Below are 16,381 nucleotides of genomic sequence, written 5' to 3'. Positions count from 1 at the left end.
GACTAACTAGTTGGTGAAACATGAAGCAAACCCCTCCCGGAGGAACCGTGCCAGTCAAATATTCCGCTCCGACGTCAGCTTTCGCACTGCCGCCCGAGCTCATCGAACTGAAGGAACACGCCAAGGCGGTAGTCGAGCGGGAATGTTTCCCCCTCGAGGCGAAATTCCTGTCCAACCAGTGGCTGGACGAAGGCGTCCGCAAGGACGGCGCCACCGAAGGGCAGACCGACGGCTCCCTGCCTGCCGAGGATTGGGCCCACCTCAAGAAGGTGTCGCAGGACGCGGGTCTCTACGCGATCGGGCTGCCCGAGGAGTACGGCGGTGAGGGCTACGGCGTCCTCGGCGAATTCGTCGTCGCCGAGCAGTTGAACCGCAGCGTGGTCAAACTGCCCAGGTCGAACGCGATGATGCCGCTGCTGCACGGGACCGACGCGCAGAAGGAGGAGTTCCTGCTGCCCTCTATCCGCGGCGAGAAGCGCTTCTGCTTCGCCCAGTCCGAGCCGGGCGCCGGCTCCGACCCCGGCAACTCGATGCGCACCACCGCCAAGCGCGACGGCGACGGCTGGCGGATCAACGGCGAGAAGATGTGGATCAGCGGTGTCGAGAACTGCGACTACCTGCTGGTACTGGCGGTGACCGACCCGGAGAAGCGGCAGCGGGGCGGGATGACGATGTTCATCGTCGACCGGGACGCCCCGGGGATCTCCACCAGCCCGATCGAGACCTGGCTGGTGCGCAAGGCACACCAGTACCTCGTCCGCTTCGACGATGTGTTCGTGCCCGAGGGTCGCATCCTCGGCAAGGAGGGCTACGGATTCGGCCTCGGCCAGGAATGGCTGGCCATCCAGGACCGTCTCACGCGCGGGTCGCTGGCCTGCGGGCGGCTGGCCCGCGGCCTGGAGATCGCCACCGAATGGGCCAAGACCCGCGAGACCTTCGGCGCACCGCTGAGCGAGCGGCAAGCAATCCAGTGGATGTTGGTCGATGTGTTCATGGACCTGAAGAGCATTCGCGCCATCTCCTATGAGACCGCCGCTCGATTCGATGCCGGTGAGGAGGTTCGCCACCTCGCCGCGATGGCCAAGTACATGGGCGGCAACTGGGGCCACCGGTCCATGGACAAGATCATGCAGATCCTCGGCGGGATGGGCGAAACCCTCGAGATGCCGATCTCGACGTTCTACCGCGAACTCCGCCACGGCCGAATCGGCGGTGGCACCGACGAAATCCAGCGAATCCTGATGGCGCGCGCGCTGTTCAAGCACGGCAAGAAGGTCTGGGAGGCCTGACGATGACCGAACAATCTGTCCAGAACGTGACCTTTCCCAGCAACGGTCACACGGCGCACGGCTACCTCAGGGTTCCCGAGAGTGGAACCGGTCCCGGCGTCATCGTGATTCAGGAGTGGTGGGGTCTGACCACCCACATCGCCGACATCTGCGACCGGCTCGCCCGCGAAGGCTTCGTCGCCCTCGCCCCGGACCTCTACGGCGGCCCGACGACGCACGACGCGGCCGAGGCCAAGGAGATGCTGATCTCGCTGCCCGTCGAGCGGGCCACCCAGGACCTGTCCGGTGCGGTCGATTTCCTGCTGGATCAGAAATCGGTGACCTCCGCCCACGTCGGCGTGATCGGTTTCTGCATGGGCGGCGGATTCGCGCTCGGACTGGCAGCCGAACGGCCCGAACAGGTTTCGGCCGCCGTCCCGTTCTACGGCATGCCCAAGGACGCCGACAAGGCCGCGACCATCGCGTGCGCGGTCCAGGGTCACTACGGCGAGAAAGACGGCAGTATCCCGGTCGAGGCGGTGCAGGCCCTGTTCGACAAGCTCGCCGCCACCGGTGACACCGCGGCCGAACTGCACCTCTACCCGGCCGGCCACGCCTTCCTCAACGACGAGAACCTCATCGGCACCTACGACCCCGAGGCCGCGAAACTCGCGTGGTCGCGCGCGGTCGAGTTCCTCCGGCGGCACGTGCGATGAACCGCCGGACCGCTTTCCCCGAACATGCCAGAAAGGAGAGGGCTGCGATGACCGTCATCACCGACGAGATGCGCGCGCTCATCGGCGTCGAATCCGAACCCCGCACCGCCGCGCTGCCGTTGTCGGAGGAAATGCTGCGACGCTTCGTGCACGGCGTCATGGAGCCCGACCCGGTGCACTGGGACCACGCGGCGGCCGGGGCGTCGAAATACGGCCAGGTCGTGGCGACCCCGCTGTTCCCGATGCACAGTATGCGGCGGGCGCCGGGCGGCGACGACCCGTTCGAGCGTTTCAAGGAGAACCCGGAAGACGACGGCACGCTCGGCGGCAGCCGCAACGGCCTGCCGCCGATGAACCTCCCGTTCAAGCGAGTGCTGAACGGCGGCACCGAGGCCGAGTTCTATCAGCTCGCCAAGATCGGCGACATCGTCACCGCGCGCTCGAAGTACGTCGGGATCACCGAGCGAAAGTCACGTGACGGCAGCCCGATGGTGATCGTCCGGGTCCAGACCACCTATACGAATCAGGACGACCAGGTGTTGACCGTGTCCACGAGCTCGGTGATCTACCGATGACAGGAGCAACGATGATCAAGGTGGCGCCGCTCGTCTTCGAAGACCTCACCGTCGGCGACGAAATCCCCGAACTCGTGCGCGGACCGCTGCTGGAACCGCATCTGATGCGCTGGTCGGCAGCCATCGAGAACTGGCACCGAATCCACTACGACCAGCACTTCTCCGTCGATCACGAGGGGCTTCCCGGCCTGCTGGTCAACGGCAGCTGGAAGCAGCACTTCATGGTGCAGGTCGTGCGTCAGTGGGCCGAGCCGGAAGGGTGGCTGCGCAACATCAGCTTCCAGTTCCGCGCCATGGACGTGGTCGGTTCGACACTGACCGCCTGGGGCCGGATCACCGAGCTCGCGGAGGAGAACGGGTACGGTCTCGTGACACTCGAGATCGGCATTCGCAACCAGGACGGGAAGCAGAGCACACCCGGCACGGCGACGGTCGTCCTGCCCCTGCGCGGCGGTCAGCCGGTCCCATACCCCTACCCGACCTCATGAACGGCCCGCAGGCCCCGTTGGCGGGAGTACGGGTCGTCGAGGTGGGAGTCGGTCTCGCGACCCCGTTCGCGGCGCGGCTGCTCGGAGATCTCGGCGCGGACGTCGTGAAGGTCGAAACCGCCGCGGGGGACCCGACCCGTTCGGCAGCTCCGTTCTACCGCGCCGACGACGGTGATGAGCGCAGCGCGCTCTTCGAGTACTTGAATTTCAACAAGCGCGGGGTCGTGCTGGATCCCGGTACGGACCGCGCCGAATTCGACGACCTTGTCTCCACTGCCCAGATCTTGCTGATCGGTGACGATTTCGCGCAGCTGGCCCGCTGGGATATCGACGTGACCGCACTGCACGCGGCCTACCCCGACCTGGTGATCGAGACACTCACCCCGTTCGGCATCACCGGGCCCAAGGCCGGCTGGAAGTCGACCGACCTCATCCTGCAGGCCGCGGGCGGTCTGCTGTCGTTCAGCGGAACGGCCGAGCGCGCACCGCTCAAACGTGGGCTCCGCCAGAGCACCTACGAGGCGGGTCTCACCGCCGCCTACGCAGCGCAGGCCGCGTTGCTCGGTGCCCCGCAATACGGCGGGACGGTCATCGATGTCTCCATGGTGGAATGCGTTGCCTCGGAACTTGTTCTGACGATTCCGGAGTACACGTTCTCCGGTGCCGTCTCCACCCGCAGGCCCACGGTCATCGACCCGCTCTCCGGTGACCCGCTACCCGCCGGCTCCGGGTACGTCAGCGCCCAGGTCACCATCAACACCCCGATCGGTGAGCTGGCGGACTTCATCGGTGACGAGCGCCTGACCGAACCGCAGTACGCCACCCCCGAGGGCCGCGCCACCCATGCCGGTGCCGTCGCGGAAATCTTCCGGTCGGCACTGGCTGATGTGCAGCCGCGCGACTTCTTCGAAGGTGCCTCGGCGCGAGGCCTGCTGGCGGGTTTCGTCCAGACGGCCGACCAGCTCCTGGAATGCCCCCACCTGGACGCGCGTGCGGCCTTTCACACCATGCCGGGCACCCTGAACGGGCGACCATGGCGGATGCCCGTTGTCACCGCCGCCTTCTCGCGCACGGCAACGACGGTGCGATGCGCGGCGCCGCTGCTCGGTGAACACACCGCCGAGATCCTCTCCCCGGCTGAGGCGGGTGCACGATGAGCCGGCGAACAGCCAGGGTGAACAACCCGGGACCGCTGACCGGACTCACGGTCGTCGACTTGTCGACGGTCTTCGCCGCGCCGTACATGTGTTCGCTGCTGAGCGATTTCGGTGCCGAAGTGATCAAGATCGAAGCACCCGCGAAACTGGATCAGACCCGCGGTGGCGCCCTGGCGCCCATCGTCGGTAACGAATCCGGTGGCGACGCCTGGAACTGGTCCGGCTCGTTCCACAGTCTCAACCGGGGCAAACGCTCGGTCGTGCTCGACCTCAAACAGGAGGCGGGCCGGGCGGTCCTGCGCCGGCTGGTGGACACCGCCGATATCGTCGTCGAGAATTTCACGCCCCGCGTGCTGCGCGGGTGGGGGATGACCTACGACGAACTCGCGACCACCAACTCCGGCCTGATCATGCTGTCCAACACCGGATACGGGGCGACCGGTCCCTGGTCCGGCTTCAAGGCACAGGGCACCTCGCTGGAATCGACCATGGGCCTGACCGAATACTCCGGCTACCCCGGAGATAAACCACGCAAGGTCGGGCAGTCCTACCCGGACTTCCTGGCCGCGTGGTCCGGTCTGTCGGCGATTCTCGCGGCGCTGGCGGAGCGCCGGAATTCGGGGCGGGGGCAGTGGATCGACCTGGGCATGTACCAGCTCGGACCCGTCGTCATCCCGGAGGCGCTCATCGCGGCCCAGGCAGGCATCGACCGGCCCGCCCGTCAGGGCAACGCCGAGGACGACACCGTGCTGTCGGAGGTGTACGCGTGCCGGGGTGAGGAAGCCTGGGTCGCGGTCGCCCTCGAGAACGATGTCGAGCGGCAACAGGCGATCGAGCTGGTGCGCGAGCACCTTTCCAGTAATGATCCCGACCTGGCCGACCTCACGCGTGGTCTCGGCGCGTGGACCGCGACCCGGACACCGGACGAGGCGGCGGAGATACTGCAGAGTCGCGGAATCGCGGCGGCACCGGTGGCGGAAGTTCGAAACATGTTGCTGGACAACCAATTCCGGCACCGTTCCTTTTTCGACTGGGTCGATGTCAAGGGCGAGACCCGGGCGATCCCCGGCACGCCCTTCGTCTGGACCGGTACCTCGACGGCTATCAGCCGGGGCCGTGGGCCGATCTTCGGTGAGGACAACGACACCGTGCTCGCCTCGCTCGGTCTTTCGCAGGCCGAGATCGAGACGCTGCGCCGCGACGCGGTGGTGGTCGACGAACCGCAGGGCATCCGGCCACCGCGCGCGAAAGATCTCGCGGCTCTCGTGCGGGCTCATGTGTACCGCGAGATCGCGACCGATGTCGACGACGTGCTCGCCCGCGTACGACCACCGGCCGGAGAACTCCGGGACTGATGAAAACCACTGGCGGAGAAGAAGAATCGAGAAGGACGAGGATATGGGATACCCACGGGTAGAACTCCGCGAAGAAGTCATGCGCGAAGGAATGCAGATCGAGTCGGTGGACATTCCGGTGGATGTCAAGGTCGAACTCCTGCAAGCCATCGCGCAGTGCGGTCTCCCGGCGATCAACGTCGGCTCTTTCGTGAGCCCGCGCTACACACCGCAGATGGCCGACATCGACGAGGTGCTGAAGAAGTTCGAGCCGGTGCCGGGTCCCCGGTACTACTGCCTGGCGATGAATCAGCGTGGCATCGACCGAGCTGCCGCGTTCCCCTGGCTGGACCTGCCCGGCAAGGGTGGATTCGCGACCATGGCGCACCTGTGCGATACGTTCATCCGCCGCAACGCCAACCGCAGCCAGGCAGACGAGATCGCGGGCTGGGCGCGCACCATCGCCCGCGCGGTCGATGCGGGTGCCACCGAGGCCCGGATCTCGATCGGCGCTGCCTGGGGCTCCAACTTCGAGGGCCCGTTCAGCCTCGAACAGCGGATGACGATGCTGCGCAGGCAGTACGAGGCCTGGCAGGAGGCCGGTATCGAGGTGACCGGCGTGATGTTCGCCGACCCGATGAGCTGGTGTATGCCGCACTGGGTGGAGGAGACCATCGCCGCCGTCCGTGCGGAATGGCCGCAGGTCCGGCGCATCGCTCAGCACCTGCACGACGGCCGGGGAATGGCGCTGCCAAGCACCTACGCGACGATCAGAGCCCTGGACGAGACCTTCGACGTCAGTTTCGACGTGACGGCCGGTGGCGTCGGCGGTTGCCCCTACTGCGGTAACGGCCGGGCGACGGGGATGGCGGCGACCGAGGACGTCGTCATGATGTGCACCGCCATGGGCATCGACACCGGGGTCGACCTCGCCCGGCTGATCGAGTTCGTGCACAAGCTCGACGGGGTACTCGGCCGCATGACACCGGGCCACGTGTCGAAGGGCGGTCCGCTACCGCTGAGTCCCGACCAGTACTACGACCCGAATCTCCCGCTCGTCGAGACCCATGCGGAAGCCCAGCACTTCCGGCTGGGCGGCGGGGTCGTCGAACACCAGATCCGGCCCTGGAAAGAACCGATCCCGGCACCCGGCGACCGCTCGGCGGTCTGAGTTGGCCGAGGTCACCGGCGCCGTGGAGGTCGGCACCCGAGCAGGTATTAGGTCGGATACTGTGCTTGCCGCGGCAGGCACTGGGCTGCGCTTGTCTTTCGAGGAGGTCGACGGGGCGCGGATCGCGGTGTGGACAGCGGGCGAGGCGACCGCGGCTCCACTGGTTCTCGTCCACGGCAACGGGGCCAGCCATGCCTGGTGGGCGGGGATGGTTCCGCTGCTCGCGGTCGAGCATCACGTGGTCGTCGTCGAGCTCTCCGGGCACGGCCGCAGCGACCACCGCGACCACTACTCCTGGCAGGTGTGGGCCGCCGAGGTGGCAGCCGTGATCCGGAGCCTCGGGGGCTCGGCGATCCTGGCCGGGCACAGTATGGGCGGCATGGTGGCCTGCGTGGCGGCGGCTTCCTATCCGCGGTTGGTGCGGCGTCTCGTGGTGTTCGATGCCTACCCGAGGCGCCGCCGGACCGACGAGCAGGCCGGACCGCCGCAGCCGCGCAGGTATTACCGGCGCCGCGAAGACCTCGCCGCGCGGTTCCGGCTGCGGCCCGCACAGAGTCTGCCGGGCCCGGAACTGACCCGGCTGCTGATCGACGCCGCGCTCACGCGGACTCCGCACGGCTGGACCTGGCGCAGCGACCCCGCCGCGCGAGTCGACCGGACCGACCCCGTGCTCGATCGCGTGGTCTCCCGGATCGAGTGCCACACTACCTGGGTCTTCAGTCAGCACAGTGCGCATCTGCAGGCGGCGGCGCCGCGTATCGCCGAGGAGTCCTCGGCGCCCTACACGATGGTCTCGGTACCGCGCACGCATCACCATCTCATGCTCGAGGAACCTGCTGTCTGCGCAGCGCTGCTGATTGCGCCGAATTCCCACCGAATTGATTAACCAACCATATAGTTGACTCCGGCATACAGTGGCGCACGCCACTTCTCGCCCAGGGAGCGCAGATGGCCGTGACAGCCACATTCTTCGCGCTCGGAATCCGATGGGAGTCACCACAATGTTGCAAGAAAAAGCCTGGAGCGGCCGTCGTCTGTCGGCGCTCGTGGCGGGATGTGCACTGGTCCTCGGGGCCTGCACGTCGACGGCGAGCTCGGAGGAGACCCGTCCGTCCCGAACCGTCGAGACCGTCTCGTATGCCGATGTGCGGATCGAGGTCACGGCCGAAGGTGCGGGACCCACCGTCGTCTTCCTGCCCTCGCTGGGACGGGATTCCCACGACTACGACGAGGTCTCCGCACTACTCGCCGCGGACGGGTATCGGGTACTGCGCCCGCAACCCCGCGGGGTCGATGGGAGCACCGGCCCGATGACCGGCCTGACGCTGCGCGAGCTTGCCACCGATGTCGCCGAAGTGATCGAACACGAGAGCAACGGTCCCGCGATCATCGTCGGTCATGCTTTCGGGCACTACGTCGCACGCATGCTGGATGTCATCCGGCCCGATCTGGTGGACGGGATCGTGCTGGCCGCGGCGTCGGAACGAAACTTCGCGCCGGGACTCAGTGAGCTCGTAGCCAAATGCAGCGACCTTTCGTTGCCCGAAGCCGAGCGGCTCGCGTGCCTGGAGCAGGTATTCTTCGCTCCCGGCAACGACGCGAGGATCTGGCTGGGCGGCTGGTACGGCGAGACGCAGGAGATGCAGCGGGCGGCGGTTTCGGCCACCCCCAAAGACATTTGGTGGGCGGTGGCCGACGCGCCGCTGCTGGACCTGCAGGCCGACCTGGACCCGTTCCGTCCTGAATCCAGCATCGACGAGCTGAAGAACCAGTTCGGCGACCTGGTCACGATCGCGCGGGTGCCCAACACCCGCCACGCCCTGATCCCGGAAGCGCCGGAAGCGGTGGCCTCCGAAGTCGATAGCTGGATCACGTCGCTGAAGCGATGATTTCGGCACGCGGTGTGTCGACCCGCCCCTCGGGGGATCGGCTCACTCACCGCGTGTTCCATCACCGACGGACTCGGGTCACTCTCTGCGAGGGTGACCGGCATTACTGTCCGTGCATGATTCGTGCCGCGTTCACCGGCGTCGTTGGGGCGACGAGCGGTGCGCGTGCCACGGCGTATGGAGTGGAAAACCCGAGGTAAACCGCTCATTGACGTGTTGACCAACTATATGGTTGACTCGCATCCAGAGAGTGACCAGCGCCACTCTCGCTACAATTTGTGGAGGTGATCACGTGCCCGGAGGGCGGTGGTTGACAGCGGCGTCAGCCGCACATGGGCTGCGTCGGTCGATCGGGCTGATCCTGAGCGGGATGCTCCTGCTCACTGCCTGCGGCGGCACGCTCGGCGGTAACGGGGCCAGCGGTGGCTCGGACGGAATCCTGCGGCTCGGGTTGGAAAACACCCTGCCCGGATGGGATTGGCGCAAGCAGATCACAGCCGGGCATGTGGGCCTGGAGTGGCGTCCGGTCTACGACACCCTGCTGCGCACCCAGCTCGACGGTACAACGGCGCCCAACGCCGCGGAGTCGTTCTCCTACAACGAGGAGAAGACGGTACTCACGCTGAAGTTGCGTCCGGGGATGAAGTTCACCGACGGCGCACCGGTGAACGCGGAGGCGGCCAAGCTCAGTCTCGAAGGTTTCCGTGACGGCGGTGGACCGGACTCGCCACGGCTGGCCCGCATCAAGGTGCAGGTGGTCGACGAGTTGACCGTCACCCTGACGCTGCCCGCTCCGAACCCGGGGCTGATCTCCAACCTCGGCGGATCAGCAGGACAATTGGTGAGCCCCGCGTCGATCAATTCCCCGACCGCGGACACGGTTCCGGTGGGCAGCGGTCCGTATGTTCTGAACACCCGGGAGACCGTGGTCGGCAGCAAGCTCGTGTTCGACCGCAACCCCGACTACTGGAATCCTGGTGATTACCCCTACGACAAGGTCGAGTTCCTGGTCATGGCCGACGAGTCGGCTCAGCTCAACGCGTTGGCATCGGGTCAGATCGACGGCGCCGAGATCAATCTCGGCAGTATCGGCCAAGCGGAAGTGCGCGGTCTGCACGTCGAGGGATTCCCCAACGTGTGGAGCGGAATGTATTTCGTGGACCGCGCCGGTGAGAAGATTCCCGCGCTCGGGGATGTCCGGGTACGCAAGGCGATCAACATGGTGTTCGACCGTGACGCCATCGTGAAGGCTCTGTGGCACGGCAACGGATTGGCCAATCCCTCGATTTTCGGACCCGCCACCACCGGGTATCAAGAAGACTTGCTGGACTACTACGACTACGACATCGAAGCCGCCAAACAGCTGATGAAAGAAGCCGGGTACGCCGACGGATTCGATGTGGTGCTCCCGGAGGTGCAGCACTACAACCAGGAGTACACGGCCATCACGGTGCAGCAGCTCGCCCAGTTGAATATTCGCGCCACGGTGGTCCCCATTCCGCGGCAGGAATCGATCCCCCGCATTCTCGCCGGTGAATTCCCCATGTTCGCCTACAAACTTCCGGTGAACCCCGAAGTGGATCAGGTGACGAACTATCTGCGATCCGCCGGTGCGTTCAATCCCTATCACAATGTGAATCCCGAGCTGACCGCACTGCTGGACAAGTGGGCGGTCGCCGACCAGGGCGAGCTGGCGGGGATCTACCAGGAGATCAACCGATTCGTGGTCGAGAACGCCTGGTTCGCTCCCTTCGGGAATCCGGACGTGAGCTGGGCTTTCAACGACTCCGTCACCATCAGCGGGACCATCGGCACCACGCCGCCCCTGTACGCTTTCAAGGAGCAGTGAGGTCGCGATGTTGCTGTATGTCGGACGAAAACTCGTCGCCGGCCTGGTCCTGTTCGTCACCGTCACGTTCGTCACCTTCGTGCTCATCTTCTCGAACGGTGAACAGTCCGTGCGCAACAATCTCGGTGAGCTGGCCACCGACGAGCAGGTAGCCGAACGGGTACGCCAGCTGAATCTGGACAAACCGGTGGTCGCGCAATATTTCTCCTGGCTCGGTGACCTGTTCACCGGCAATCTCGGGCGAAGCTTCGTCTCCGGTGAGCAGGTGTCGACCATTCTGGGCTCGCGTGTCACCGTCTCGATTTCGATCATCGCGCTCGCCCTGCTGTTCATGTCCGTGATCAGCATCGCTGTCGGTGTCACGGCCGCGATCAAGGGCGGATGGATCGACCGGGTACTGCAATTCCTGTCCATCGGCGCCGCGGCCCTGCCGAACTTCATCGTGGCCATCGCCCTGGTCCTGCTCCTGGCGATCATCGTGCCGATCTTCCCGGCGACCGGGTACATACCCTTCGCCGACAGCCCGCGCGGGTGGGTGCAATCGCTCGTGTTGCCCGTGGCCGCGCTGGTGATCCACATGGTCGCGCATTCAGCGCAGCAATTCCGTGGTGCGATGGTCGACGAGATGAAGAAGGACTACGTCAGAACCTTGCGTTCGCGTGGTCTACCCGAACGCGCGGTCATCCTCCGCCACGCGTTGCGCAACGCGTCTGTCCCCGGACTGACCATTCTTTCGGTGCAGACCATCGGTCTGGTCGGCGGAACGGTGCTCGTCGAGCAGATATTCGCGTTGCCCGGTATCGGCCAGTACACCGTCGTCGCGGCGATCGCCGGCGATCTGCCCGCGGTGATGGGCATCGTCGTGTTCGGCACGCTGCTCGTTCTCGTCGTGAACATCGTGGCCGATGTTCTGAACGCATGGATCAACCCGAAGGTGAGACTGTCATGAGTGAGGCCGCATCCAATTCGGCCGCCCTGCACGGGGCGGCCACCGTGGCCGGGCCGAAGTTGTGGCGCCGGGTACTGCGCAACCCCATCGGTATGGGTTCGGTCGTGTTCTTGGGCCTGATGCTGCTGTTCGGCCTGCTGGCCCCCTGGCTGGCACCCTTCGACCCGAACCTGGCGCGCCTGGAACTGACCAACGAGGGCCCCTTCGTCAGCGATTTCCTGCTGGGCGGCGACGACACGGGCCGAGACATCCTGAGCCGGCTCATGTACGCCACCCGCGGCACCGTGCAGGCGATCCTCGTCGTGCTCGTCGTGGCCTCGGTCCTGGGTGGCACCTGCGGCCTGATCGCCGGCTACTACGACGGTCGGCTCGACGATCTCGCCGACTGGGTCTCCAATGTGCTGCTGGCGCTGCCCGGCATCGTTTTGCTGATCGTGCTGTACACCGTGATCGGGCCGAACATCCTGGTCGCGATGGCGGTATACGGCGTGCTGATCTCACCGTCGTACTTCCGGCTGGTTCGCTCGCTGGTCCAGTCGGTGCGCGGCGAGCTCTACATCGATGCGGCGAAGGTGTCCGGCCTGTCCGACCGGCGTATCGTCGCCCGCCATATCGTTCGCGCGGTACGTGGACCGGTCATCGTGCACAGTGCGTTCACCTTGGCCTCGGCCATCGCTGTCCAGGCGGCACTCGAGTTCCTCGGCCTCGGCAATCCCACCCGTCCGTCGTGGGGCGGAATGCTGCAGGACGCGGTGGAGAACATGTACGTGAACCGCGTCGCGGTGATCTGGCCGGTGCTGATGATCGGCCTGACCACGTTGAGCCTGGTCCTGCTGGGCAACGTCATTCGCGATGCCCTGCAGTCGTCGGCGAACCGGCCGAGTGTCCTCGCGCCTGCCGTGGTCCGCCGACTGCGCGCCGAGCAGGCGAGCGCGCCGTCGCCGGAACAGCCGGGCGACGGGCCGCCACCGCTGCTGCGGGTGCGGGATCTGGCCATCGGCTACCCCGACTCGACGACCACGGTGACAACCGTCGTGCACGGTATCGACCTGACGGTCGCCCGCGGTGAGATCCATGGGCTGGTGGGGGAATCCGGCTCCGGAAAGTCGCAGGTGGCGCTGTCGGTTCTCGGCATCCTCCCGCCGGAGGCGGTGACGCTGCGCGGCGCGATCGAGTTCAAGGGTGAGGATCTGCTGGCAGATCCCAAACTGCTGCGCGCCACGCGCGGCAGGCGCATCGGATATGTGCCTCAGGAGCCACTGAGCAACCTCGATCCCACCTACACGATCGGGCAGCAGCTGACCTACGGGTTGCGTGCCGTGCGTGAGGTGTCCCGGCGCGAAGCCCGGGAGCAGTTGCTCGACCTGCTCGACCGGGTGGGGATCAGGAACTGCGCGCGGGTCTTCGACCTCTATCCCCATCAGGTGTCGGGCGGTATGGCGCAGCGTGTACTCATCGCTGGGGCGTTGGCAGGCGACCCCGAGCTGATCATCGCCGACGAGCCGACGACAGCTCTCGATGTGACAGTGCAGGCCGACGTGCTCGACCTGTTGCGGAACCTACAACAGGAACGAGGTCTCGGCATGATGATCGTGACGCACAACTTGGGCGTCGTGGCCGACATCTGTGACACCGTCAGCGTGATGCAGTCGGGACGGATCGTGGAGAGCCGCGCGGTCGGTGACCTGTTCGCCGCCCCGCAGCACGAGTACACGCAGATGCTGCTGAACTCCACGCTCGACGGCGCCCAGATGCGCAAGCCGCTCATGGTCGGAGGTGCGGTATGAACCAACCGGTCGACGGTGGCGCTGCTCTGGTCTCGATCCAGGACCTTCGCGTGAGCTATCCCACCCGCGGGTTCCGGTCGCCCCCGGTGACGGTCCTCGACGGCATCTCCCTCGATATCCACGCGCACGAGACGGTGGGGCTGGTCGGCGAGTCCGGTTCGGGCAAGACCACCCTGGGGCGGGCCCTGCTCGGCCTGGCGCCGGTCACCGGTGGCCGGGTCCTGTTCGAAGGGCGCGATATCTCCAAGCCCTCGCGTGCGGATCGACGCAGGCGCGCCAAGGATCTGCAGGTGGTGTTCCAGGATCCCTACTCCTCGCTGAACCCGGCCATGACGATCGAGGACATCCTCACCGAGCCGCTGCTGGCCAATCGGGAAAAGGGCGGCCGCGACATCGTCCGGCGACTACTCGAACAGGTCCACCTTCCCAAGGACGCCGGGCAGCGTCTGGCCCGCGAGTTCTCCGGTGGCCAGCGTCAGCGGATCGCGATCGCGCGGGCGCTGGCCTTGGACCCCAAACTGGTCGTCTGTGACGAACCGACCAGCGCGCTCGACATGTCGACTCAGGCGCGCGTGCTCGCGCTGTTCAAGGAGATCCAGGAAAGCACCGGCGTCGCGTACCTGTTCATCACCCATGACCTCGCCGTGGTGCGCGCGATCAGTCATCGGGTCGCCGTGATGCTGCACGGCAAGATCGTCGAACTGGGTTCGGCCGAACAGGTGACGGGCGATCCGCAGCATGCCTACACCCAGCGTCTGCTCGGAGCGGCTCCGATCGCCGATCCGGCCGCCCAACGTGCCCGGCGGATCGAACGCAGGCGACTGCTGACAGAACAGGAGCAACAGCGCGAGGTCGCCGACGTGCGGAGTTGATCAGCGAACAGGAATGAGAGTGCCGGGGCCGCCGCAGGATGCGCGGCGACCCCGGCACAGTCTTGTCGGGGGTAGCGCGGCCGGGTTCGGGCTCGGCGAAGCTGGATCGCTTCCGACGCGTCGGTGGCAGGCACCGGCAACGCCCGACACCCGGCGGGCCGGGTATCGGGCGTTGTTGGGGGGACTCTTATGTTGTCGCGGCTTCGATACCGGTAGGCCGACCGGGGTGGGCGGACACGGATTCGCGAATCGCGGCGACGATGCGGGACTGATCGGGGATCCACAGCTGTTCGAGGTTCGGTGTGTACGGGGCGGGCGAGGAGCCGGCCGTCACCCGGATGACCGGTGCGTCCAGGTACCAGAAGCCGTCGCGGACGGCGCGTGCGGCGATCTCGGCGCCGACCCCGAATTCACCCACGGCCTGGTGCACCACTACGAGACGGTTCGTCTTGCGCAACGAGGTGAGGATGGTGTCGAAGTCGAGGGGGCTGATCGTGCGCAGATCGATGACCTCGGCGTCGATGCCCTGCTCGGCCAGGCTGTCCGCGGCAGCCAGGCAGTCGTGCACCATCTTCGAGTAGGAGACCACCGTGACGTCGGCTCCGGGTCGCCGGACGATCGCCTTGCCCAGTGGCACCAGATGATCGGCAGGCGGCGTCGGGCCCTTCATGCCGTACATGAGCCGGTTCTCGATGAAGATGACGGGATTGGGGTCTTGGATCGCGGCGCGCAGCATGCCGTAGGTATCGGCCGGCGTCGACGGCATGACCACGGTGAGTCCTGGGATATGAGCCAGCAGTGCCTCCAAGCTCTGTGAGTGCTGGCTTCCGGAAGACTTCCCCGCCGCGAACTGGGTGCGTACCACCAGGGGCATCGTGACCGCGCCACCGGTCATGAACCGGAGCTTGGCGGCCTGGTTCATCAGCTGATCGAGACAGACGCCGATGAAATCGAAGTACATCAACTCCACGACCGGTTTGTATCCGGCCATCGCCGCGCCCACGGCGGTACCCATGATCGCGCTCTCGGAGATGGGCGTGTCGCGCACCCGGCCCGGGAACCGTTCGGCCAGACCGCGGGTCAGGCCGTAGACGTTGCCGCCCTCACCGATATCGATGCCGGCCAGGAAGACGGTCGGGTCGTCCTCGAGCTCCCGGGTCAGGGCGTTGGTGATCGCGTGCATCGTCTTGAGAGTCCCCTCGGTGGGGACCGGGGGTTCGGGAATCTGCGGGCGAGGTGCGGTTACGAAATCGCCGACTGTCTCCGGCGCGGGGAACGACGCGCGCTCGGCCAGTTCGACCGCCGCGTCGACGGTTGCCTCCACGTCCCGATCGATCGAGGCGACCAGGTCGCCGAGTCCACGGTCGGCCATCAGCTCGCCGAGTGCTTTGATCGGATCCCGCAACTTCCACTCGGCGAGTTCGGCGGGCTCACGGTACTTTTCGGGGTCGCCTTCATAGTGGCCGTGCCAGCGGTAGGTGGTCGCCTCGACGATCATCGGCCCGGCGCCCGACCGGATACGGTCTGTGAGTTCGCTCTGCAGCGCGGCGACGCGCAGGACGTCGTTGCCGTCGACCGCGTGGTATTCGATGCCGTAACCGATGGCGCGTTCACGCAGGCCCGCGCGGTGCTGCGCCGATGCGGCGGAGAATTCGGCGTAGCCGTTGTTCTCGCAGAAGAAGACGACCGGCAGGTTCCAGACCGCCGCGAGATTGACCGACTCGTGGAACACCCCCTGCGCGACGGCGCCGTCACCGAAGAACGCGACGACCACACCCCCGCTGCCGCGCAGCTGCGCGGCCGTCGCCGCGCCCACGGAGATGGGGAGTCCGGCGCCGACGATGCCGTTGGCGCCGAAGATGCCCTTTCGCGGATCGGCGATGTGCATCGAGCCGCCGCGGCCCTTGCAGGTGCCGGTCTCCTTGCCCATCAATTCGGCGAACATGCCTTCGACGTCGAGGCCCTTTGCGATGCAGTGGCCGTGCCCACGATGGGTCGAGGTGATCACATCCCGGTCGTCGAGCGGCCAGCACGCGCCCACCGCCGTCGCTTCCTGCCCGATGGACAGGTGCAGGAACCCGGGGATCTGGTTGTTGCGGTACAGGCGGGCGGCGCGGTCCTCGAATTGCCGGATGAGCCGCATTCGTCGATACAGCTCGGCGAGGGTGGTCTCGCGCTCGAAAACGTCGGTACCCGTGGCAGTTTCAGTCACAAATCGCGCCTTATCGGTTGGTTGCCGCACCGGACAGTGTGCGGCTCTTGACTTCCGTCACCTCGATGCCAATATTATACCGACTGTTCGAAAAAACAAGCGTCGCCGACAAGT

Annotated in this window: 14 protein-coding genes; 13 read left to right on the top strand and 1 reads right to left on the bottom strand. The window is 66.2% G+C overall.

Features of this window, described 5'->3' with window-relative positions; genetic code table 11:
• The first annotated feature begins 47 nt into the window (after positions 1-47).
• From AB0I35_RS23880 to AB0I35_RS23820, 13 genes are all read left to right on the top strand, one after another.
• Positions 48-1,289 (top strand): acyl-CoA dehydrogenase family protein, encoded by a 1,242-nt coding sequence (locus tag AB0I35_RS23880; RefSeq protein ID WP_357398434.1) that lies wholly within the window; start codon positions 48-50, stop codon positions 1,287-1,289.
• 2 nt (positions 1,290-1,291) lie between these two features.
• Positions 1,292-1,984 (top strand): dienelactone hydrolase family protein, encoded by a 693-nt coding sequence (locus AB0I35_RS23875; protein ID WP_357398433.1) that lies wholly within the window; start codon positions 1,292-1,294, stop codon positions 1,982-1,984.
• A gap of 47 nt (positions 1,985-2,031) precedes the next feature.
• Positions 2,032-2,559, top strand: a complete 528-nt coding sequence (locus tag AB0I35_RS23870; protein ID WP_357398432.1) for a MaoC family dehydratase N-terminal domain-containing protein — start codon at positions 2,032-2,034, stop codon at positions 2,557-2,559.
• 11 nt (positions 2,560-2,570) lie between these two features.
• Entirely contained in the window at positions 2,571-3,047 is a 477-nt protein-coding gene (locus AB0I35_RS23865; protein ID WP_357398430.1) for a hypothetical protein, read from the top strand.
• Entirely contained in the window at positions 3,044-4,204 is a 1,161-nt protein-coding gene (locus AB0I35_RS23860) for a CoA transferase (protein ID WP_357398428.1), read from the top strand. The genes AB0I35_RS23865 and AB0I35_RS23860 overlap by 4 nt, the downstream gene beginning before the upstream one ends.
• The gene (locus AB0I35_RS23855) at positions 4,201-5,559 is read left to right on the top strand and encodes a CaiB/BaiF CoA-transferase family protein (protein WP_357398427.1); all 1,359 of its coding nucleotides are present in this window, start codon (positions 4,201-4,203) and stop codon (positions 5,557-5,559) included. The genes AB0I35_RS23860 and AB0I35_RS23855 overlap by 4 nt, the downstream gene beginning before the upstream one ends.
• A 43-nt stretch (positions 5,560-5,602) precedes the next feature.
• On the top strand, positions 5,603-6,709 hold the full coding sequence (locus AB0I35_RS23850) for a citramalate synthase (protein ID WP_357398426.1): 1,107 nt from the start codon (positions 5,603-5,605) through the stop codon (positions 6,707-6,709).
• Between the two features lie 91 nt (positions 6,710-6,800).
• Positions 6,801-7,595 (top strand): alpha/beta hydrolase, encoded by a 795-nt coding sequence (locus AB0I35_RS23845; RefSeq protein WP_357398425.1) that lies wholly within the window; start codon positions 6,801-6,803, stop codon positions 7,593-7,595.
• Positions 7,596-7,854: 259 nt separating this feature from the next.
• Positions 7,855-8,598 carry an alpha/beta hydrolase gene (locus AB0I35_RS23840; RefSeq protein ID WP_357398424.1) on the top strand — a complete coding sequence of 248 codons (744 nt, stop codon included), beginning with the start codon at positions 7,855-7,857 and terminating at the stop codon, positions 8,596-8,598.
• Positions 8,599-8,968: 370 nt separating this feature from the next.
• Positions 8,969-10,447: an ABC transporter substrate-binding protein gene (locus AB0I35_RS23835; protein ID WP_357398423.1), complete on the top strand. Its 1,479-nt coding sequence runs from the start codon at positions 8,969-8,971 to the stop codon at positions 10,445-10,447.
• Between the two features lie 7 nt (positions 10,448-10,454).
• Positions 10,455-11,396 (top strand): ABC transporter permease, encoded by a 942-nt coding sequence (locus tag AB0I35_RS23830; RefSeq protein ID WP_357398422.1) that lies wholly within the window; start codon positions 10,455-10,457, stop codon positions 11,394-11,396.
• On the top strand, positions 11,393-13,183 hold the full coding sequence (locus AB0I35_RS23825; protein ID WP_357398421.1) for a dipeptide/oligopeptide/nickel ABC transporter permease/ATP-binding protein: 1,791 nt from the start codon (positions 11,393-11,395) through the stop codon (positions 13,181-13,183). Before AB0I35_RS23830 ends, AB0I35_RS23825 begins: the two co-directional genes overlap by 4 nt.
• Positions 13,180-14,055 (top strand): ABC transporter ATP-binding protein, encoded by an 876-nt coding sequence (locus AB0I35_RS23820; protein WP_357398420.1) that lies wholly within the window; start codon positions 13,180-13,182, stop codon positions 14,053-14,055. Before AB0I35_RS23825 ends, AB0I35_RS23820 begins: the two co-directional genes overlap by 4 nt.
• Positions 14,056-14,242: 187 nt before the next feature.
• On the opposite strand, the gene AB0I35_RS23815 is transcribed toward AB0I35_RS23820, so the two are convergent.
• Positions 14,243-16,267, bottom strand: coding sequence for a dehydrogenase E1 component subunit alpha/beta (locus AB0I35_RS23815; protein ID WP_357398419.1), 2,025 nt, complete (start codon positions 16,265-16,267; stop codon positions 14,243-14,245).
• Between the last annotated feature and the right edge of the window lie 114 nt (positions 16,268-16,381).

Source organism: Nocardia sp. NPDC050378, assembly GCF_040655675.1.
In the GTDB taxonomy this organism is placed as follows: Bacteria; Actinomycetota; Actinomycetes; order Mycobacteriales; family Mycobacteriaceae; genus Nocardia; species Nocardia coubleae.
This window is presented reverse-complemented; position numbering and strand designations above follow the sequence as displayed.